Source organism: Streptomyces sp. NRRL F-525 (assembly GCF_000716605.1).
GTDB lineage: Bacteria > Actinomycetota > Actinomycetes > Streptomycetales > Streptomycetaceae > Streptomyces.
The window spans coordinates 249,993-270,634 of sequence record NZ_JNXE01000008.1 but is presented as its reverse complement, the minus strand read 5'-3'; the positions used below and the strand labels follow the sequence as shown (position 1 = coordinate 270,634).

General features: G+C 71.1%; 17 protein-coding genes. 9 read left to right on the top strand and 8 right to left on the bottom strand.

Going from position 1 to position 20,642, the window contains the following annotated elements; genetic code table 11:
* Positions 1-153: 153 nt before the first annotated feature.
* Positions 154-1,389 carry an MFS transporter gene (locus tag OO69_RS15070; RefSeq protein WP_033281098.1) on the bottom strand — a complete coding sequence of 412 codons (1,236 nt, stop codon included), beginning with the start codon at positions 1,387-1,389 and terminating at the stop codon, positions 154-156.
* 280 nt (positions 1,390-1,669) lie between these two features.
* Complete coding sequence (locus OO69_RS15065) at positions 1,670-2,551, bottom strand: AraC family transcriptional regulator (protein ID WP_033281097.1); 882 nt, start codon at positions 2,549-2,551, stop codon at positions 1,670-1,672.
* A gap of 119 nt (positions 2,552-2,670) precedes the next feature.
* Between OO69_RS15065 and OO69_RS15060 the strand changes: the two genes are divergently transcribed.
* Complete coding sequence (locus OO69_RS15060) at positions 2,671-3,786, top strand: EstA family serine hydrolase (protein WP_033281096.1); 1,116 nt, start codon at positions 2,671-2,673, stop codon at positions 3,784-3,786.
* Positions 3,787-3,846: 60 nt separating this feature from the next.
* Here OO69_RS15060 and OO69_RS15055 read toward each other — a convergent pair whose 3' ends face one another.
* Both OO69_RS15055 and OO69_RS15050 read right to left on the bottom strand, forming a co-directional pair.
* Complete coding sequence (locus OO69_RS15055) at positions 3,847-4,734, bottom strand: TetR/AcrR family transcriptional regulator (RefSeq protein ID WP_051801022.1); 888 nt, start codon at positions 4,732-4,734, stop codon at positions 3,847-3,849.
* A gap of 29 nt (positions 4,735-4,763) precedes the next feature.
* Positions 4,764-6,158, bottom strand: coding sequence for a flavin monoamine oxidase family protein (locus tag OO69_RS15050; protein ID WP_033281095.1), 1,395 nt, complete (start codon positions 6,156-6,158; stop codon positions 4,764-4,766).
* Between the two features lie 158 nt (positions 6,159-6,316).
* Here OO69_RS15050 and OO69_RS15045 point away from each other — a divergent pair, with 158 nt between their 5' ends.
* The 5 genes from OO69_RS15045 to OO69_RS15025 all read left to right on the top strand — a co-directional run bounded on the left by OO69_RS15045 (position 6,317) and on the right by OO69_RS15025 (position 14,108).
* The gene (locus OO69_RS15045; protein WP_051801021.1) at positions 6,317-7,855 is read left to right on the top strand and encodes an APC family permease; all 1,539 of its coding nucleotides are present in this window, start codon (positions 6,317-6,319) and stop codon (positions 7,853-7,855) included.
* A gap of 76 nt (positions 7,856-7,931) precedes the next feature.
* The gene (locus OO69_RS15040; protein ID WP_033281094.1) at positions 7,932-10,055 is read left to right on the top strand and encodes an acetate--CoA ligase family protein; all 2,124 of its coding nucleotides are present in this window, start codon (positions 7,932-7,934) and stop codon (positions 10,053-10,055) included.
* Positions 10,039-11,193 (top strand): acyl-CoA dehydrogenase family protein, encoded by a 1,155-nt coding sequence (locus OO69_RS15035; RefSeq protein WP_033281093.1) that lies wholly within the window; start codon positions 10,039-10,041, stop codon positions 11,191-11,193. Before OO69_RS15040 ends, OO69_RS15035 begins: the two co-directional genes overlap by 17 nt.
* 33 nt (positions 11,194-11,226) lie before the next feature.
* Positions 11,227-12,228 carry an NAD(P)H-dependent flavin oxidoreductase gene (locus OO69_RS15030; RefSeq protein ID WP_033281092.1) on the top strand — a complete coding sequence of 334 codons (1,002 nt, stop codon included), beginning with the start codon at positions 11,227-11,229 and terminating at the stop codon, positions 12,226-12,228.
* A 257-nt stretch (positions 12,229-12,485) separates the two neighbouring features.
* Positions 12,486-14,108 carry a cellulose binding domain-containing protein gene (locus OO69_RS15025; protein WP_033281091.1) on the top strand — a complete coding sequence of 541 codons (1,623 nt, stop codon included), beginning with the start codon at positions 12,486-12,488 and terminating at the stop codon, positions 14,106-14,108.
* A gap of 45 nt (positions 14,109-14,153) precedes the next feature.
* Here OO69_RS15025 and OO69_RS15020 read toward each other — a convergent pair whose 3' ends face one another.
* On the bottom strand, positions 14,154-15,077 hold the full coding sequence (locus OO69_RS15020) for a LysR family transcriptional regulator (protein WP_033281090.1): 924 nt from the start codon (positions 15,075-15,077) through the stop codon (positions 14,154-14,156).
* Between the two features lie 146 nt (positions 15,078-15,223).
* Between OO69_RS15020 and OO69_RS15015 the strand changes: the two genes are divergently transcribed.
* Entirely contained in the window at positions 15,224-16,051 is an 828-nt protein-coding gene (locus tag OO69_RS15015) for a 3'(2'),5'-bisphosphate nucleotidase CysQ (RefSeq protein ID WP_033281152.1), read from the top strand.
* Between the two features lie 41 nt (positions 16,052-16,092).
* Positions 16,093-16,689, top strand: coding sequence for an NADPH-dependent F420 reductase (locus OO69_RS15010; protein WP_033281089.1), 597 nt, complete (start codon positions 16,093-16,095; stop codon positions 16,687-16,689).
* Positions 16,690-16,715: 26 nt separating this feature from the next.
* Here OO69_RS15010 and OO69_RS15005 read toward each other — a convergent pair whose 3' ends face one another.
* The gene (locus tag OO69_RS15005) at positions 16,716-17,213 is read right to left on the bottom strand and encodes a pyridoxamine 5'-phosphate oxidase family protein (protein WP_033281088.1); all 498 of its coding nucleotides are present in this window, start codon (positions 17,211-17,213) and stop codon (positions 16,716-16,718) included.
* A 95-nt stretch (positions 17,214-17,308) separates the two neighbouring features.
* Here OO69_RS15005 and OO69_RS15000 point away from each other — a divergent pair, with 95 nt between their 5' ends.
* Positions 17,309-18,076 (top strand): Stf0 family sulfotransferase, encoded by a 768-nt coding sequence (locus OO69_RS15000; RefSeq protein ID WP_033281087.1) that lies wholly within the window; start codon positions 17,309-17,311, stop codon positions 18,074-18,076.
* Here the strand turns inward: OO69_RS15000 and OO69_RS14995 are convergent.
* Both OO69_RS14995 and OO69_RS14990 read right to left on the bottom strand, forming a co-directional pair.
* Positions 18,041-18,688, bottom strand: coding sequence for a DUF5825 family protein (locus tag OO69_RS14995; RefSeq protein WP_033281086.1), 648 nt, complete (start codon positions 18,686-18,688; stop codon positions 18,041-18,043). The genes OO69_RS15000 and OO69_RS14995 overlap by 36 nt on opposite strands.
* A complete protein-coding gene (locus OO69_RS14990) occupies positions 18,685-20,637 on the bottom strand; it encodes a RiPP maturation radical SAM C-methyltransferase (protein WP_033281085.1) in 1,953 nt (650 codons plus the stop codon). The genes OO69_RS14995 and OO69_RS14990 overlap by 4 nt, the downstream gene beginning before the upstream one ends.
* Between the last annotated feature and the right edge of the window lie 5 nt (positions 20,638-20,642).

Here is a 20,642-nt window from a genome sequence, read left to right as displayed (position 1 = left end):
CCCTCTCGGGCACTGCCCAGCCGGACGTGCCGTCGGGCTGGACTGCGATGTGGTGATCGCCGTCGCGGACGGTTCCCAAGTCCCCGTCTCTATCGACAAGTTGGACGACACCGGACGGCATTCGAGGCCACCGGCGATGGGGCTGCGCACCTGTCAGGCGTCGCCACCGGTCTGCGTGTGGGACGTCGTCGGCACAGTCTCCGCCGGCGTCCGGGCCGGTGAGGACGTGATCAGTGTGGAACTGCCGGTCTCACGGTCCGTGAGGCCTGCGAGGAGGGCGAGGCCGAGGCCCGCCGCGGCGAGCGTCGCGCCCACCAGAGCCGGTGAGGCCCAGCCCCAGCCGGCGGAGATGGCCAGGCCGCCGAGCCAGGCGCCGCCGGCGTTGGCCAGGTTGAAGGCGGAGTGGTTGGAGGCCGCGGCCATCGTCGGGGCGTTCTTCGCCTTGGCCATGAGCAGCATCTGGACGGGGGTGGTGACCAGGGCGCCCATCGCGCCCATGAACACGAGGGTCACCAGGGCGGGAACGGTGCTGTGCACGGTGAAGTAGAACGCCACGAGCGCCGAGCCGAGCAGGAAGAGACCCCCGTACAAGGTCGGGCGCAGGGCCCGGTCGGTGAGCGGGCCCGCGATCAGTGTGCCCAGGGTCATTCCGATGCCGTAGAGCGCGAGGACCCAGGTGGTGGAGGAGTCGGTGAGGCCGGTCACGTGGGTCAGGATCGGCACCAGGTAGCTGTAGACGGCGAAGAAGCCGCCGAATCCGACGACGGCGGTGGCCAGGCCGAGGGCGACCTGCCGGTTGCCCATCGCCCGCAGTTCGTGCCGGATCCCGGACTGGTTGCCGCGGGGCTGATGGGGGACGAAGGCTGCCAGCGCGGCCAGTGCGACGAGGCCGATGACGGCGACGGCGCAGTAGGCGTACCGCCAGCCGAGATGCTGCCCGAGGGCGGTGCCGGCCGGGACGCCGACGATGTTGGCGACGGTGAGTCCGAGGAACATCCTCGACACGGCACGCCCGGCGCGTTCGGGGGCGACCAGCCGGGAGGCCACGACGGCGCCCACGCCGAACAGTGCTCCGTGGGGCAGGCCCGCCAGGAACCGTGCGGCGAACAGCAGGCCGAAGTTCGGGGCGAGGGCGGACGCGACGTTGCCGATCACGAACAGCGCGGACAGCAGGAGCAGGAGCCGTTTGTGGGCGATGCGCGCGCCGATCCCTGTCAGGATGGGCGCCCCGACGACGACACCGAGGGCGTAGGCGGAGACGAGGTTGCCGGCGTGCGGCACGGACACGCCGACGCCGTCGGCGATCTGGGGCAGCAGTCCCATCGTGGCGAACTCGGTCGTACCGATTCCGAACGCGACGAGGGCAAGGGCCAGCAGGGCCAGTGGCATGGAGCGTAAGTACCTTTCGCGGGCGGCGGTTTGCGTACGGATGCGGGGGAAGCGGGCAGGACCGTGGTGCGTCCCGTTCGCCCTGTTTCTGTAGCCTGTCGCGCCGGCCACCGTTGCCCGATGCGCCCCTCAGGGCAGGAAAAGTCTACGGGCGCTACAGCCGCGGCACGCACTCCCGCATTCCAAGACCGGACGACGGGAATCATGGCCTGCGTCACAGTCGGCCGGCCTTCCGAAGGTGAACGAACTGGAGCATCCCCGCCCGTCGGCCGACCGGTGTTCACACGGCGGCGTTCCCGCCGCTCCGCTCGACCGGGATCCACAGCTGGGAGTGGGTCTCCTCGCCGATCGCCACCGGCCGCGTCCGCAGGAGTTCGGGACCTGGCCGGCTCGTGTACGGATTCGAGGGGAACCACTGGGTGAACACGTCCCGCCACAGTTCCTGGAGCGCACTCGGATAGGGCCCGTCGTTGTCGAAGACCGCCCAGGTCCCGGCCGGCACGTCGAGGGTGTCGAGGTCCCCGACGACCGGCTCCGGGCCGGTGGCCACGCCGATCCAGTAGTCCGCCTCGGCCCCCTCCTCCCGACTGTCGGTCAGGTACACGGCCGCCGACAGAATCCCCTCCGGCTCCAGGTCGGACAGCTCCTTCATCCGTACGATCGCCCGCTCGTCCAGGGTTTCCAGGTGCGCGGCGGCGTCCGCGTTGACGCCCTCGTGCACCAGCGGGACCCGAGCCTTCCGGCCGACGATCCGGAACGCCTCCCTCTCCACGATCCGGTACCGCATCGTCGTACTGCCTTCGACGACGACCCGGAAGGACATACGCGGCTGTGCCGTGAGCAGCGCGCCCTCGCGCCGGGCCTCCCCCGGGCCGATGCCGTGCACCGACCGGAACGCCCGGGCGAACGCCTCGCCCGAGCCGTAGCCGTACCGCACCGCGACATCGAGCAGCGTGCGTTCCCCGGCCAGCACCTCGGCGGCGGCGAGGGTCATCCTGCGGCGCCGGACGTAGACCGGGAGCGGCATCCCGGCGAGGGCGGAGAACAGCCGCCGGAAGTGGTACTCGGACACCGCGGCGATCCGGGCCGCCTCGGCCACGTCGACCTCCCGGTCGAGGCTGGCCTCCAAGTGGTCCAGTGCCTGATTCAGCCGCTCCAGCACGCGTGTCCGTCCCTAGGTGTGGAAGTGATTGTGCAGGTGATTCATCCGCGCCCTGCCCGACAGAAGCCGTACGGGAATTGTCGGGCCGCGAGCCTCGGCCCTGCCTGAGGCTTGCGCACATGACTGATCTCAAGGGGCTGTGCGAGCCCCAGTTCGCCGAGGTCGAGGCGGCCCTCGCGGCTTCGCTCGGCAAGGACGACGTGGGTGCCTCGGTCGCCGTCCACCTCGACGGCGAACCGGTGGTGGACCTCTGGGGCGGGTCCGCCGACGCGGACCGCACCGTCAGCTGGGAGCGGGACACCCTCACGTGCGTGAACTCGACGACCAAGAACATGACCGCCTTGTGCGCGCTCGTTCTGGCCGACCAGGGCCGGCTCGACCTGTCCGCGCCGGTCGCCGCCTACTGGCCCGAGTTCGCAGCGGCGGGCAAGGAACGTCTGCTGGTACGCCACGTGTTGTCCCACACCGCGGGGCTGCCGGACCTGCCCGGGCCGACGGCGGTCGACGACCTCTACGACTGGCAGGGCGTGACGGCGGGGCTGGCCGCGCAGGCCCCCGAATGGGAACCGGGCACGGCCGCCGGGTACCACGCGCTCACCTTCGGGTTCCTGATCGGTGAGGTCGTCCGCCGCATCACCGGCCGCAGCCTCGGCGCCTTCTTCGCCGAGGAGGTGGCCAAGCCGCTGGGCGCGGATTTCCACATCGGGCTCTCCCCCGACGACGACCACCGCGTCGCACCGCTCATCGCGCCGCCGTCGACGACCGACGAGTTCACCGCCGGCGCACCACTCGGACCGGACGGCACACGCCGGGAGCACACCGGTGTCACGGTCCGGGTCAGGGATGCCAACTCCGTTGCCTGGCGTCGTGCGCAGATCCCCGCGGTGAACGGCTTCGGCAACGCCCGGTCCGTCGCCCTCGTCCAGTCGGTCCTGGCGAACCGGGGTTCGGCCGGTGGCGTGCGGCTGTTGTCCTCTCAGGGCTGCGAGCCCGCGTGGCAGGAGGTGTTCCGCGGTGAGGACCGGGTGCTGCGGAGCCCGATGTCCTGGACCGTGGGCTTCGGCAAGTTCGGCAACATGTTCGGCTGGGGCGGATGGGGCGGCTCGCTGGTCGCGAGTGATCCCGACGCACGGATGACGGTTGCCTACGTCATGAACCAGATGCTCGACCGGGAGCGGCACGAGGACAACCGCGGCATGGAGATCATCATGGCCGCCTACAGCGGACTGCGCTGACGATCCGCGGAAAGGCGCGCACGCGCTCACGGAGTGACGGTCTCAAGCCCCTCCCGCCCCTCAGCCCAGCACGCCCGGGTGGTCGGTCAGGTCGAGGTGGGGTTCGAAGGCCCGCAGCAGGAGCGAGCGCATGCGGTCCGGCCGCATCTCGGTCGAGCTGGCGAGGATCTGGATCGCCAGGCCGTCGACCATCGCGGTGAACCGGTCGGCGAGGGCTTCGACGTCCGCCTCCGGTGCCAGGCCCTCGGACCGGCACTCGTGCAGTACGTCCACGACGACCCGGTACCAGCCCGAGTAGATCCGCCGCTGTGCGGGCCGCAGGCGGGGTTCGAGCATCGCCTGGTTCCAGAACTGGATCCACACCGACCATTCGTCGATGTCCTCGGCGGCGAGCGGGAGTTGGACCTCGATCAGGCGGCGCAGTTTGTCACGGGCGGACGTGGCCCGGCCGAACTCCTCGTCGAGGCGGGTGCGGAACCGTTGGGCGTAGTACTCGAGCGCCGCGTGCAGCGTGGCTTCCTTGCTGGGGAAGTGGTAGTGCACCGTCGCCGTGCTGGTCCCGCAGTAGCGGGCGATGTCCGAGACCCGCACGTTGTGGTAGCCGCGGCGGGCGATGAGGACGGTCGCCGCCTCCAGGATCTGGTCCCGGCGTTCCTGTGCCGTCACGGGCTGCGCCCGGTCGCGTCCGGTCTCGGGCGGGAGCACGGGCTCGGGACCGACGCCCTCGACGAGATACGCCGTGGACACCCCGCAGGCCTTCGCGATGGCGGCGATCTCCTCGTCGCGCAGCCGCCGGTTTCCGCGGAGTGCCTTGGACAGGGCGGTCGGGTCCATTCCGATCCGGTGGGCGAGCTCGCGCTGGGAGACGGCGGCCGCGCGGATCGCCGTACGGACGCGCTCCGGCAGAGTGTCGGCGGTCCCGGCCGGCCGCTCTTCGATGCTGGTCATAACCCGATCAGTATGTCAGGCAAGGCGGTTCACCCCGGGTGGACGACGGCCGCCAGGGCGCTGATCACCTCGGCGGCGGCACGCTCGCCCGACGAGATCGCCCCGTCGATGTAGCCGTTCCACACCGAGGCGGTCTCGGTCCCCGCCCAGTAAACGAGCCCGGTCGGCTCGCGCCATCCGTCCCTGCCGTGCCGGGTCCAGCCGCCCGGGGTCAGGAAGCACTCGTAGCCTCCGACGGTCCAGCCGGTCCGCGGCCAGATCTTCTCGACGTAGTCGACGGGCTGTCCGGCCCGGGGTCCGACGACCGCCGACAGTGCGGCCAGCACTCCGTGGCGGCGCTCGGTGTCGGTGCCGGCGGACCAGCGGTCGAGTCTGTCGCCGTAGACGAACGCGACGAGTACGCCGCGCGAGGCGTCCTCGGGTGAGTTGTCGAAGACGACGCCGGCCGGGCTGTCGCCGTAGAGCGTCGCGATCCCGGAGCGTCCCGCCGCGCGCCAGAAGGGTTCCTCGTAGACGGCGTGCACCTTGGCGACGCGTCCCATCGGGGAGTGGCGTACCCAGCCGCGCCGTGCGGAGGGCAGCGGCGGGTCGAAGGCGATGCGTTCGATCACCGCCGGGGGTACGGCGACCACGGCCCGCCGCGCGCGGACGACCGTGCGGCCGGTGTACGCCTCCACCGCGTGCGCGGTCTGCCGCAGGGAGAGCACCGGCTCGCCCAGCCGGACCTTGTCGCCCAGCGATTTCGCGAGCGCGTAGGCCACCGCGTCGGCCCCGTCGGCGAACCGGGCGTCCTGGGCGCATCCGCGGGTTTCCATCAGCTGCTCGTAGCCGCCGCCCGAGGCCAGGTAGAACAGCACGTGGAAGAAGGAGATCTCGCGCGGTTCGGCGCACCAGACGCCCTGGATCGCGAGCGCCAGCCGCGCCAACGCGTCCTCGTCGTCGGTCTGCGCGCGGAAGAAGTCCTCGGCCGACAGAGCGTCGAACTCCGTGAACCGCGGGGTAGACCACGGCAGTTCGAGGTCGACGGTACGGGCGAGCTCGTCCAGCAGGGCGGTGACGCGTTCGTACTCCTCGATGCCCGGTCCGGCGTCCGGTGCGCCGCCCGCGTAGTCCACGCGCGTGCCGTCGGCGCGGATCTCGGCGTGCCGGCCGGCCTCCCAGGTCGGGAACGTCCGGCAGCCGAACCGGGCCGCCAGCGCCTGGAACCGTCGCTGGCTCGGCCCGATCCACTGTCCTCCGTGGTCGACGCGCACCCCGGACGGGGTCACCTGGCTGAACACACGGCCGCCCACGCGCTCGGCGGCCTCCAGTACGACCACGTCGACGCCGGCCTCGGCCAGCCGCCACGCGGTGGTCAGTCCCGCGTATCCGGCGCCCACGACCACGACGTCGGTGTCCACGGCAGAAGTTTCGAGTGGTGTCACGCCGGTTACCGTGCCGCAACATTGACTCACCAGTCAAGACACTCCACATAATTGCGATCGAGGCCTTGACAGCATCTCCCGCCACAGCCAGTCTGACTCGCCAATCAGTCATTGCGTTTGTTCGTCGGTACCCGTAGACCAATAGATCGGGAGTGGCAATGACCTCGGATTCGCAACTCCAAGTGCGCGAGGCCCAGGCGGACAAGGGGCTGCGCTCCGGCGCGCTCTCCATGGCCACCAGCCTGATCCTCGCCGTGGCGTCCGCGGCGCCCGCCTACAGCCTCACCGCGACGCTGGCATTCGTCGTCGGCTACGTCGGCTTCCAGGCCCCGGCCGTGGTGGTGCTCGCCTTCGTCCCGATCCTGTTCGTCTCCTTCGGCTACGCGGCGCTCAACCGGCGCGACCCGGACTGCGGCACGATCTTCACCTGGGCCACCCGCGCGCTGAACCCGAACCTCGGCTTCCTCGGCGGCTGGGCGATCATCGCCTCGTTCGTCCTCGTGATCGGCAGTCTCGCCCAGGTCGCCGGGCAGTACGTGTTCCTGCTGTTCGGCGCGGAGAACATCGGTTCCGATCCGGCGGACTGGCGGGTCCTGCTGGCCGGCCTCGGCTGGCTCGCGCTGATGACCCTGATCTGCTACCGCGGTATCGAGATCGCGGCCGCGGTCCAACGAGCCCTGCTGTTCCTGGAGTTCAGCATGCTCGTGGCCCTCTCGGCCGTCGCACTCGTCAAGGCCTACGGCGGCTCCGCGCCGGCCGGGGCCCGGCGGCCGAGCCTGTCCTGGCTCAACCCGTTCGAGGGCGCCTCTCTGAGCGCGTTCGTCAGCGCGCTGGTGCTGATGCTGTTCATCTACTGGGGATGGGAGACGGCACTCACCGTCAACGAGGAGACCACCGACCGGCACCGTGTCCCCGGCCGGGCCGCGACCTGGTCCACGGTGCTGCTGGTGGCGCTGTACCTCCTCGCCACGTTCGCCGCGCTCTCCTTCGCCGGCATCGGCGCCACCGGGATCGGCCTGAACAACCCGGACAACTCCGGGGACGTCCTGTACGGCTTCGGCACCGCGGTGTTCGGGTCGAGCGGTTTCGGCTCGGTGCTGTGGCACCTGCTGATCCTCATGGTCCTCACCTCGGCCGCCGCCTCGACGGAGACGACCGTGCTGACCCTGAGCCGCACGATGCTGTCGATGGGCGACCAGGGCGCGCTCCCCCGCGCACTGGCCCGGGTGCACCCGCGCTTCCGCATCCCGCACGTGGGCACGATCGCGGTCGGCGTCGTCGGCGCGGTGGTGTACGTCGCGCTGAACTTCCTCGGCCACGGTCTCGTCCTCGGCGACGCGGTGTCCGCCTGCGGGGTGCTGATCGCGTTCTACTACGGGCTCACCGGACTCACCTCCGCCTGGGTGCACCGCGCCGGGCCGCGCGCCAAGGCCTCGGACCTCTGGCTGGCCGTGGTGCTCCCCGCGATCGGCGGGGTCGTCCTGCTCGGCGCGGGCGCCTGGAGCCTGGTGCAGGCATGGGATCCGATCAACAGCGGTACGAGTTGGACCCTGCCGTTCTCCTCGGGATCCCGCGTCGGCGGCACGTTCGTGATCGGCACCGGGACGGTCGTGCTGGGACTGCTCGCCCTCCTGGTCTGCCGACGCCTGTATCCCGCGTTCTTCGCACGTCGGCCGAGCCTCGCGGCCCGCACCTGAGTCCGGGCCAGCTGCCCCAACTTCCGCCGTCCGCCCGGGAATTCCTCACCCGCGCCCCGCATCCGGGAGATCGTCCGTGTCCTTTCCCCAGGCCTTCGTCGACCCCTCGTCCGTCGCCGTCGTCGGTGCCACCGAGGACCGCGCCAAATGGGGCTACTGGCTCGCCACCGGCGCCCTCGCGGGGGCCGGTCGGCGACAGGTGTGGCTGGTCAACCGCCGTGCCGCACAGGTTCTCGGCCAGGCCTGCCGTCCGACGGTGGACGACCTGCCACAGGCCCCCGACCTCGTCGCCCTGTGCGTGCCGCCGCGACACGTCCTGCCCGTCGTCCGGGACGCGCTCGCCAAGGGGTGCCGCGCTTTCCTCTCGATCACGGCGGGACTCGGCGCCGACGAGGCCGAACTCGCCGCGCTGCTGCGCGAGTCGGGCGCGCGGATCATCGGACCGAACAGCCTCGGGTTGTTCAACGCCGCCGCGGAACTCCGGCTCGCCTGGGGGCACTTCACACCCGGCAGGCTGGCGATCGTCTCGCAGAGCGGTCAGCTCGGTTCCGAGATCGCCGGCCTCGGCGCACGGGCCGGGCTGGGTGTGTCGCGCTTCTACTCGGTCGGCAACCAGCTCGACGTGGGAGCCGTCGACGTACTCGAATCGCTCGTCTCCGACGAACACACCGGCACCGTGGCGCTCTATCTGGAGAGCTTCGCCGACGGAGCACGGATCGTCACCGCCCTCCAAGCCCTCCGCCGCGCCGGCAAACACGCGCTGCTGCTCACCACCGGCGCCAGCGAGGGCAGCCGGCTTCTCGCGCGGTCCCATACGGGTTCGATGACCTCGGCCCTCGACGTCGTCGACGCCGCGTGCCGCGCGGCCGGAGCCCTCCGGGTGGCGACGCCGCGCGAACTCGTCGACGCCGCGCGGTTGTTGGACGCGACCGCGCCACCGGGCGGACGCCGGGTCGCGATCATCAGCGACAGCGGCGGACAGGGCGGGATCGCCGCCGACCTCGCCGCCGACCGGGGTCTGCGGGCACCGGTCTTCACCGAACCGCTCCAGGCGCGCCTGCGTGATCTGCTCCCCGCCGCAGCGGCGGTGTCCAATCCGGTGGACCTCGCGGGCGCGGGAGAGGCGGACCTGCAGGTGTACGCACGGGTCACCGAACTGGTGGCCGCCTCCGGCGAGGTCGACTCGATCGTCCTGTCGGGATATCTCGGCCGCTACGGCGAGGACTCACCGAGCCTCGTGGACGCCGAGTCCGCCGTGATCGACCGCCTCGGCCGACGTCCGCGGACGGACGTGGCACACGTGCCCCTGATCGTGCACAGCATGAGCGCCGCCTCGCCCGCGGTCGCCCGGCTGCGGGGGCACCGCGTCCCGGTCTTCGACACCGTCGACGCGGCCCTGGGCGCGCTCGGCCACGTGACCCGGCTGGGCGCGCGGCCCCGCCCCGCTCCGGCGGCCGGGCGGATCGAGGCGGCCGTGCCGGCGCCCGGCTACTGGGCGGCCCGGACGTTCCTCACGGACCTCGGCATCGCGATGCCCGAGGCGAGACGGGTCACCGACGCGGCCGGGTTCGCGGAGGCCTGCGCGTCCCTGCGGCCGCCGCTGGTGCTCAAGGCCGGCTGGATCGAGCACAAGAGCGAACACCGGGCCGTCAGCACCGGCTTGGACCCGGCCACCGCCGGCGCGGTGTTCCGCGAGATGTACGACCGGCTCGGACCGGGCGAGTACGTCGTGGAGGAGCAGGACACCCGGCCGGGCGTCGTCGAGCTGCTGATCGGCGCCCGCCGGGACCGCGACTTCGGTCCGACCGTGACCGTGGGGCACGGCGGAGTCCTCGCCGAGCTCTGGCACGACGTGTCCGTGGAACTGGCACCGGTCGACCGGCGGACGGCGGCCGGGATGCTCGACCGCCTGCGCTCGCGCCGGCTGCTGGACGGCTGGCGTGGACAGCCCGCGGTCGACCTCGACGCGCTGATCGACGCCGTCGTCGCCGTGTCCGAGGCGATCGCGGCCACCCCCGGCCTGGCGGACATCGAGGTCAACCCGATCCGGGTCGGGCCCGAGGGCGCCCTGGCCGTGGACGCGCTCGTCGTCCCGCGCGCCGAGGACGTCGTACCGCAAGCCGTATGTGAGGCAACCGGGGCGCACCGCCACCGGGAAACCACCGAGGAGCAGGAGACATCACGTGAGCACGTCCACTGAGCCCTGGCCGCTGACCGATGAGCAGCGGGCGATCGTCGGCCTGTGCCGGGAGTTCGCCGCGAACGAGATCCGGCCGCGCGGACGCGAGGTCGACGAGCGGGACATCGAGTCGCCGCTGGACATCTTCCGGGCCGCGGCCAAGGTCGGCATCACCGACTTCATGCTGCCCGAGGAGTACGGCGGGGGCGGATTCACCGATGTCGTGACCCAGTGCCTGGTCCAGGAGCAGATGTGCTGGGGCGACCCGGGCATCGGCAACTTCGTCTGCTCCAACGGGTTCTTCGCCGACCCGCTGCTCGCGCTCGGCACCGAGGAACAGAAGGCCGAGTGGCTTCGTCCCCTCGCCGGTCCGACCCCCCTCTACACCGCGCTGGCGACGACCGAGCCGGAGGCGGGTTCCGACGCCGCGTCCATCGCCACCACCGCCGTCCGGGTCGAGGGCGGCTACGCGATCAGCGGGCAGAAGGTGTGGATCTCCAACGCGGGCCTGGCCGACCAGTACGTGGTCTTCGCCAAGACCGACCCCACCCGCGGTTCCTCCGGGGTCACCGCCTTCCTCCTGCGCAAGGGGGCCGAGGGGATGACGTTCGGCGAGCCGATGCGGAAGATGGGCCAGCGCGCGATCGTCTGCCGCGAGATCTTCTTCGACGAGGTCTTCGTGCCCGAGTCCGACCGTCTCGGGGACGAGGGACAGGGCTTCCGCGGTCTGATGAGGACCTTCGACATCTCCCGGATCGTGCTGGCCGCCGCGGCGACCGGAGCGGCCCGCGCGGCCTACGAGTACGCGCTCAACTACGCCCGCGAGCGCAAGCAGTTCGGCAAGCCGGTCATCGAGCACCAGGCGGTCGCGTTCCGGCTGGCCGACATGGCGACCCGGATCGAGTCCGCGTGGCTGCTCACCCTGCACGCGGCGCGGCAGATGGACGCCGGAGCGGACGCCACGAAGGTCGCCGCCATGGCCAAGCTCCAGGCCTCGGAGACCGCGATGGCGGTGACCTGGGGCGCCGTCCAGACCCTCGGCGGCTGGGGTTATTCGCGCGAGTTCCCGGTCGAGCAGTGGATGCGCGACGCCAAGTTGGAGGAGATCGAGGAGGGCACCTCGGACATCATGCGGCTGATCATCTCGCGGCGCCTGTGACACCTCTGTCTCTGCTATGCCAACAGGAGTGACATGACCTTTCGGAACGAGTTCACGGAGCTGTTCGGCGTCGAACATCCCATCGTGTGCGGCGGAATGCTCGCGGTGGGCACCGCCGAGCTGATCTCGGCCGTCGCGAACGCCGGCGCGCTGGGGTTCCTCAGCGCGCTGACCCAGCCCACCCCGGAGGCGCTCGCGAAGGAGATCGCGCGCTGCCGTGACCTGACCGACAGGCCGTTCGGCGTCAACCTCACCATCCTGCCCACCATCGAGCCGGTGCCCTACGACGACTACCGGGCCGCCATCATCGACTCGGGCGTGCGGGTCGTCGAGACGGCGGGCAGCAACCCCGCACCGCATCTGCCCGCGTTCCGGCGGGCCGGTGTGAAGGTCGTGCACAAGGCCGTCGCCGTCCGGCACGCGCTCAAGGCGGAGGCACTGGGCGTCGACGCCGTCAGCATCGACGGGTTCGAGTGTGCCGGGCACCCGGGTCAGGACGACGTCCCCGGCCTCGTCCTGATCCCGGCCGCCGCCCGCAGGCTGCGCATCCCGATCATCGCGTCCGGAGGTTTCGCCACCGGCTCCGGCCTCGTCGCGGCCCTGGCGCTCGGGGCGTGCGCGATCAACATGGGGACCCGGTTCGAGGCGACCGAGGAGGCGCCGGTCCACCCGAACGTGAAGGCCCGGATCGTCGCGAACGACGAGCGCGGCACCCAGATCGTCTTCCGGGAGTTCGGCAACACCGCCCGGGTGGCGCGCAATGCGGTCTCGCAGGACATCGCCCGCATCGGCGCGCGCCCCGGGGCCGCCTTCTCCGACGTCGCCGAACTCGCCTCCGGGAAACGCGGCAGGCAGCGGGTGCTGGGTGAGGGCGACGTCGAGGGCGGCATGTGGTGGGCCGGTCAGGCGCAGGGTCTCATCGACAGCGTGGAGAGCTGCGAGACGGTGGTCCGCACCATCGTGGCGGAAGCCGAGGACATCGTCCGCGACCGCCTGCGGCGGCAACTCGCGCCCACGGAACCGGAATTGGTCTAGACGAATCTTGCCCGGATCCCTTGACGCCGCCCGACGCGGCCAGCCACCCTTCGTAGCGCACGCAGAAGTAAGGAAAGTTTCCGATTAACTTCACGACTCGCCGTTCGACGGTTTCCCCCTGCCACATCCCGCCCTGATCACGTCGCACGGCTCCTCCCCACCCGCACCTCTCCACCGTGCGACGGGCGTGCAGGGCACCGCAATCCGCGTACCGGCGCGACGCCGTGCGCGGCCTCGCCCCACGGAGGAGCATCCGCATGAGACGTGCGTCGCTGCGCGCCGCCCTGACCGCCGCCCTGATGGTCGGCGGCATGGCCACGACCGCCACCCCGGCCGCCCACGCGGCCGACAACACCGGTCTGATCGCGTCCTTCGGCATCACCTCCACCTGGGGTGCCGGCTTCGAGGGCGGCTACACGGTCACCAACAGGTCGACCCACACGGTCAGTTCATGGACCATCACCTTCACCCTGCCCGCCACCGAGGCCGTCACCAGTTCGTGGAACGGCACGCTCACCCACAGCGGGACGCAGTACACGATCACCTCCCCCACCTGGGAGGCCCCACTCGCCCCCGGTGACTCCGCGCCCGTGGTCGGCATGGACTTCAGTTACAGCGGCTCAGTGGTCGCGCCGAGCGCCTGCCTGATCAACAACGGCCCCTGCGCCGGCGTCCCCGCCGACACGGTCGCGCCCTCGGTCCCCTCCGGCCTCGCCGTCCGGGCCACCGGCCCCGGCAGCGTCACGCTGGGCTGGAACGCCTCGACCGACAACGTCGGTGTGGTCGGCTACCGCGTCTACGAGGGCAGCACCGTCATCGCCACCACCTCCGGTACCGGCACCACCTTCACGGTGAGCGGCCTGCTCGCCGGCAGCAGCCACAGCTTCACGGTGACCGCGCTCGACGACTCCAACAACGAGTCGGCACACTCCGCGACGCTCACCGCGACCGCGGGCAGCGGCACGACTCCCGGCGTCGCGGCACCCTTCATCGACCTCGGCGCCTACCCGACGCCGAACCTCACGCAGATCGCCACGAACACCGGGCTGCGGCAGTTCTCGCTCGGCTTCATCACCGCCGGGTCGACCGGCTGCAACGCCAGCTGGTTCAACTCCTTCGACCCCGGCGCCGCTTGGGACCGGGCGGACTTCGACTCACTGCGCGCGATGGGCCGTGACGTACGACCGTCCTTCGGCGGCGAGGCGGGCACCGAACTCGCCCTCGCCTGCACCAGCACGACCGCGCTCCAGGCGCAGTACCAGAAGGTCGTGGACGCCTACGCCCTGGACCGCGTGGACTTCGACATCGAGGGCGCCGCCACGGTCGACCACGCCTCGATCGACCGGCGCTCGACAGCCGTCGCCGCCGTCCAGGCCGCACAGCGCGCCAAGGGCCGCGACCTCAAGGTCACGCTCACCCTCCCGGTCCTGCCCAGCGGCCTGACCGCGGACGGCCTCTACGTCCTCGACTCCGCCAAGTCGCACAACCTGAACGTCGACACCGTCAACCTGATGGCCATGGACTACGGCGACAGCGCCGCGCCCAACCCGTCCGGAAAGATGGGCACTTACGCCATCCAGGCCGCGACCTCGACCCGCGCCCAGATCGCCTCGGTGTGGCCGAACCTCACCACCGCCCAGACCTGGGCGATGGTCGGACTCACCCCGATGCTCGGCCAGAACGACACCGCCAGCGAGGTGTTCACCGTCGCCGACGCCCAGCAGGTGCTCACCTTCGCCCGCCAGAACCACCTGGGCGAGCTGGGCTTCTGGGACGTCACCCGCGACGGGAACGCGTGCACCGGCGCCCTGAGCGAGTGCACGAACATCCCGCAGACCCCGTACCAGTTCTCCAAACTGTTCGCGGCCTACGCGGGCTGAGCCCACGAGGTCACCGGCGTTCCGATCGGTGAGGCCGCCGGGGTCTCACCGTCCCGTCCGACCCTCCCCGCTCATCGCACCGGTCAACGCGGTCCGCGCCAGGTCTCGTAGCCAGATGTGTGCGGGGTCGGTGTCGTAGCGCTGATGCCACGACAGGTAGACCGTGGCCGGTGGAAGGTCGAACGGGAGCGGGAGTTGGACCATGCCGAGGTCTACGGCGGCCGAACGCGCCGTGGACTCGGGGGCGGTGACGACGAGATCGGAACCCCGCGCGAACTCGAACGCGGCGCTCTCCGTGGGGGCGGTGACCACCACGCGTCGCGTGAGACCGAGGCTCGCGAGACCGTCGTCGAGGCGGTTTGCGAGCCTGCCGCGCCGCGAGACGCTGACGTGGTCCGCCGCGGCGTACCGCACGGCGGTGACGGTCTTGACGCGGGTGAGCGGATGCCCTCGCCGTACGACGACGACCTGCTGGGTCTCGGCCACCCGGTCGGCGTGGATCTCGGGTGCGGTCGGGCGGTCGGCGTTCGCGGCGAGGTCGACCTCGCCGCGGCGCAACTCGGGTGTGTCGATGCTCGATTCCGCGATGAAGCGCAGCCGCACGCCGGGAGCCTGCTCGCGCACGGCGGTCAGCAGCGCGGGCCCGCTGAGGGCGACCAGCGCGTCGTGCCAGCGGAGCGTGAAGGTGCGTTCGAGCGTCGCCAGGTCGAGTTCACGGCTCGGCGCCAGCACACCCCGGACCTGCTGGAGCAGGTCGTGCACCTGTTCCCGCACGGCGATCGCGTACGGCGTCGGGGTCATCGTGCGTCCGGTGCGCACCAGGATCTGATCCCCCGTCGTACGCCGGATCCGGCCGAGGCTGCGGCTCATCGCGGGGGCGGTGACATGCAGGCGGTCGGCGGCGCCGGCCACGCTGCCCTCCTCCAGCAGGGCGTCGAGCGCGGCGAGCAGATTCAGGTCCAGTTGCATGGGAGTCATCCTAGCCGTGCTTCACATGCACTTGCTGTTAACGATGGCCTCTCCTACCTTCGAACTGCGGGCAAGGACGGACTCGGTTCTCGCCCGGTCGACCTCAAACCCCCTGCTCAGATGGGAGTACCGCCATGCCCGAATCGATGCGGAACACCGGCACCACCACAGCCTCCGTCGCCTCCGACGCCGACCTGCTCGCCCAGACCGAGATCGCCGTACGTACGGCGGGTGCGGCTCTGCGGGACCGCTTCGGGGACGTGGTCCCCTACCGGAGCCGCGAAGAGCTGATGCGCGCGCTCGCCGGGAACGACGACACGGTCCTCGACATCCTGCGCCCCCGCCTCACGTCCCTGCGCCCCAACGCCCGCTGGGTGGAGGAGGAGTTGGCGGGCGGCGCCCTCCCGGCCGGCGAATGGTGGGTGGTGGATCCGGCCGAAGGCAACGTCAACCATCTGCACGGCCTGCCGGAGTGGGCGGTGACCGCGACCCTCGTGCGTGACAACCGGCCGGTGCTCACCGTGGTCCACCTGCCGCTGACCGGCGAGACGTACACCGCGCTCGCGGGCGCCGGCGCTCACCTCGACGGCCGGCCGCTGCGCGTGTCCCGGACCCCGGAACTCGGTCTGAGCATCGTCGCCACGAGCCAGGCAAGGCCGGACGAGGACGAGAAGGTCGTGCGGCGCGTCGGCGCGTCGATCACCGAGATGCTCGTCGGCGCGCTCGTGGTGCGGACGTCCGTACCCGCCACCCTGCACCTGGTGAATGTCGCCGCCGGCCGGATCGAGGCCTTCTGGCAGTTCGCCGGAGCCCGCGCGGACCTGCTGCCCGGGGCCCTGCTCGTCACCGAGGCCGGCGGACGGGTCACCGACGTCGAGGGCCGCCCCTGGACTCCGGAGAGCGAGAGTTTCCTGGCCGCCGCACCCGATGTGCACGCCGACGCGGTCGCCACGCTCTCCCCCGCCGCGCACTGAACGCTTTCGAGAGACACAACGACCAGGAGGACCGGATCAGCATGAGTGACATCACCGTTCTTGGCGGCGGCCGCGTCGGTGGCGGACTGGCCACCGCCCTCACCCGGGCCGGGCACGAGGTGACCGTGGCGACCCGCTCGCCGGGCGCAGCCGCCGACGCCGTACGGACAGCGAGCATCGTCATCAACGCCACACCGGGCGCCGGCTCGCTGGAGAGACTCGCCGCACTGCGCGCGGAGTTGCGGGGCAAGATCCTCGTGGACGTCTCGAACGCCACCGTCGACGGACCGGACGGACTGCCCGCCGATCTGCTCTACCCCGGGTCAAGTCTCGCGGAGCGGCTCCAGGAGGCGCTGCCCGAGACGCTCGTCGTCAAGACGCTCAACACGATGCTTCATTCCGTGATGACCGCGCCCACCACGCTCGCGCAGCCGCCCACCGCGTTTCTCTCCGGCACGGACCCGGAGGCCAAGCAGATCGTGCGCGGACTTCTCCTGGACCTCGGCTGGCAGCAGGAGTGGATCACGGACCTCGGCGGGATCGAGACCGCCCGCGCCGTCGAGGCCGCGATCCTCTTCGTACCGCACGTGATCCGGGCCGGCGGATTCGCGCCCTTCGCGATCTCGATCGCCCGCTGATCCGCGCACGGCGCCGCCCGCGATGATCAGGCGTGCTGGCGCTCGGCCCGTCGCCTGACCAGTTCCTCGACCGCGCTCGGCAGGGTCGTCTCGAAGTCGATCAGCTTCACCCACGTCGGCGTCACCACGATCCGGACCATGCCGTCGTAGAGCGAGCGGACCTCGGCCTCCCACGCGACCCGCTGCTCGGGCGTCATCTCGTAGGAGCCGTTCATCCGCAGGTACTCCTCCGGGATGCCGTCCACGACATCCAGCTCCGCCCGACCTCGGATCAGCAGGATCCTGGGCGGATGCACCTCGGTGTCGATCGTCAGCGCGACCATGGGGTTTTCCCGCAGGGCCGGGAGCTTCGGGGCGTTCTTCGTCGTACACATGACGATCTCCGAGCCGTTCCAGGTGAACGCGATCGGGATGTTCCGGGGCGTGCCGTCCTTGGCGATGTACGCCAGCCGGGTCACGTCACGCGCCAGCAGCTCCCGGCTGACCGGCCGGTCCAGGATCTCGGTGATCTCACTCGCTCGCATAGCCGTCCTCCAGGGAAGTCGTCGCCATCTGCCCCGGGGACGGAGCCATCGCGACGATCTCGACATCCACCGGCCCCCGACACGAAGCTGTTCTCATGGTGCTGCGCTATCGGACCAACGGTCCGGAGTTCGACTTCCCGCCCTTCACCGGTCTGCCGCCGGTGCGTTACGTGCTCGCGTCGACACCCCGGTGCGGCAGCAACATGCTCGCCCGCGCCCTGTGGCACACCGGGCTGGCCGGCTTCGCCGAGGACTACTTCGCCGACGCCTTCGTGCTGGACTACTTCGAGCGGTGGGGATTCGACTCCGATGATCCGCAGGAGTTGGCGGCGGGCTATGTGCGGCGGCTGATGACGTACCGGACCAGTCCCAACGGCGTGTTCGGGCTGCGGATCCACGCGGGGCACCTCGCCGGCCTGGAGGTCGACCCGTACGACATCCTCCAGGCACCCCGGTACATCTGGATCCAGCGCGGGGACCGGTTGCGGCAGGCCGTGTCGTACACCATGGCCGAGCAGACCGGTGTGTGGATCCTCGACGGGACCTTCCTGCCGGAGGGCACCGCACGCACCGCTCCCCGATACCGGTACGAGGAGGTCCTCCGGCATCTGCGGATGCTCGACCGCGACGCGTCCGTCTGGGAGGACTACTTCGAGCGCCACGAGGTCGTCCCGCACACCGTCGTCTACGAGGACATGGTCACGAACTACGAGGCAGGCCTGCTGAGTTGTCTCGACTTCCTCGGTGTCGGCGCGCCCTCCTCGGTGCCCGCTCCGGGGATCAGGCGTCAGGCCGACGAGTTGACGGAGGAGTGGGTCGAGCGGTTCCTACGGGATCGTCGTGCTGAGCGGCCAGCGTCGTAGGCGGTACGGCGTCCACCAGAGGTGGCGCCCGGCGCGATGGACCAGGTTCTCGCGCAGGTGACGCTCCAGGACCCGCTCCGTCGACGCCGACGCGACCACCGGAACGCCGTCCAACAGCCCCTGGAACGCCGTGCTCCGGGGTGCCTGGACGACCAGCCGCCGGAAGGATCCCCAGCGGTGGTCGCGGATCTCCAGGAAACCGGGACCCCGGCGGTAGCCGCACTTCGCGATGTGGAAGGAGCTGCGCCACGCGGCGACCACGTGTTCCTCGTTCTCCGCTCCCGTGGAGCCGCGGTGGATGCCCGCCGGTGGATGCAGATGACTCAGCGCCCGCCACTGGGCCGGGTCGGCCATGCGCAGGGTCCAGTCCACCGCGATGCCGTGGCTGGTGAGTTCCCGGACGAGGAGGAGGACCGCGACCGCGGACGAGCCGTCCGGATCGGTGAGGTCCACGGGCTCGTGCACCTGGGCGAACTGGACGCCGGCGGACGCGAGTTGCGCGACGGCGGCCACCGGGTCGTCCGGCGGTCCGTCGAGGGTGCCGCAGCGCATGCCCGGCAGGAGCATGGCCGCCGGATCGCGGTCCTTCCACAGCGTCAGCTCCGGCCTCATCGGGTGTCTCCCCCGGCCGGGACCGCCAGAGCGGGGACGAGCGACGCGCCGGTGCCGTGCAGGCCCGTGCCGTCGAGCCGCAGCAGGTCCTGGTTGGCGACCGCGGGGGCGACCTGCACGTACTGGCCGCCCTCGGCGAAGACCAGGCCGAGGGTGCGCCAGCGTGCCAGCAGCTCGGCGAGGTGCTCCTCCGTCACCTCCCCGGCCGGCTCCCCCGCGTCCGCGCACCGGGCAGCGGTCTTGCGCAGCAGCGCCGCCGGGCTGTGCGGTGTGTCGAGCAGCCGGAACACCGTGACCTCGACCGGGTCGGTGAGGTCGAGAAGCCGCCAGGAGAAGCCCGGCCGCGTGTCGACCAGGACGATGTGGCCGCCGAGGTCGCAGTGGGTCAGGCGGCTGCGCGGGTACGCCAGCGTCCAGTCGGCGACGGCCGTGCGCAGCCGGTCCAGGCAGGCGCCGGCGATGCCCTGGTTCGGTGAGTCGAAGATGTAGACCAGGTCGGCGAGTTCGTGCTCCGGCAGGTCGTAGATGTGGTGGTAGTGCGAGGCGGGGCGCAGGTCGCCGAAGCCCAGTTCCGGCCGGTCGAAGTAGGGGCTGAACCGCTCGACCTTCAGGCGGGTCGAGTTGGCGGGCGGTGCGAGGTGGTGCAGCGCGGGGAGCTGGTCGACGATCTCGTCGTAGTCCGGTTCGGTCTCGCCGGGGAAGCCGTAGAGGTAGTTCCAGCTGAGGTTGATCCCGGTGGTCTCCGCGTCCCGCAGCAGCCGTACGTTCTGACAGCCGGTCACTCCCTTGTCCATCAGCTTCAGCACCCGGCTGCTGAGGCTCTCCACGCCGGGCTGGACGTAGCTGACTCCCGCCGCGAACAGCGTCGCCAGCTGGTCGCGGCGCAGGTTCGACTTGATCTCGTAGCACAGCCGCAGGTCGTAGTCGGCCTCCTGGAGGAGCGGGGCCATGGAGGTGAGGTAGGCCATGTCGAGGATGTTGTCGGTGACCCATACGTCGAGCACGCGGTGGCGCTCGACCAGGCCGAGGATCTCGTCCACGAACCGCCGCGGGTCCTTGCTGCGGAACTCCATGAACGACCCGTTGAGGCCGCAGAAGGTGCAGTGGTGCTTCTCGCCCCACCAGCAGCCGCGTGAGGCTTCCACCACCAGCCGGGGCTCCACCCAGCCGCCCGCGGTGGACCGCGCGTGCCGCTCGAAGTAGTCGCCGTAGTCCGGGGTGACCAGTGCTCCCGGGGGCAGCGGGGCGGCGTCCATGGGACGGGCAACGGAACGGCCGTGCCCGTCGCGGCGGCACAGGCCGGGGATGGTGGCCAGGCCGTCGGCGTCGCCGTCGCGGAGTGCGGCGAGCAGACGCGGGAACGCGATCTCGCCCTCACCGCGCACCACGAAGTCGACCTGGGGGAAGTTGCGGTGCAGCGCGGCGCCCTGCGGGCCGTCGCAGTTCGCGCCGCCGAAGACGGTGACGGTGTCCGGGGTCAGTTCCTTGACCTTGCGGGCCGCCGCGAGGGCCGCCGCGTTCTGCGCGAACGTGGTGGTGAAGCCGACCACGTCCGGTGCCGTGGCGGCGATCTTGGCGACCGTCTCGTGCACGAACAGCGGCGCCAGTTCGTGCAGTTCCAGCGCCTTGGCCAGCATGTGCTCCGGCATCTTCCCGCCGAAGTGCTCGGTGAACTCGGCCACCCGCCACCGGGGTTGACCATTGAGCGCGGCCGAGAAGATCCACTCGCTGTGTCCGGAGAAGTACGAGGTCGAGCAGAACTCGTACTCCGCGAAGCCGTACTCCGTGCGTGCGGCCACCCAGTCGGCGAAGCCGAGGTTGGCGTGCACCACCTCGACGTCGGCCGCGCCGTCGGGGAAGACGTCGAGGATCCGGCGTTTGAGAATGCCGAGTGCGAGGGACGGCGCATCGAGCGACGACCACGGCATGTCCACCAACACGATGTGCACGGCGG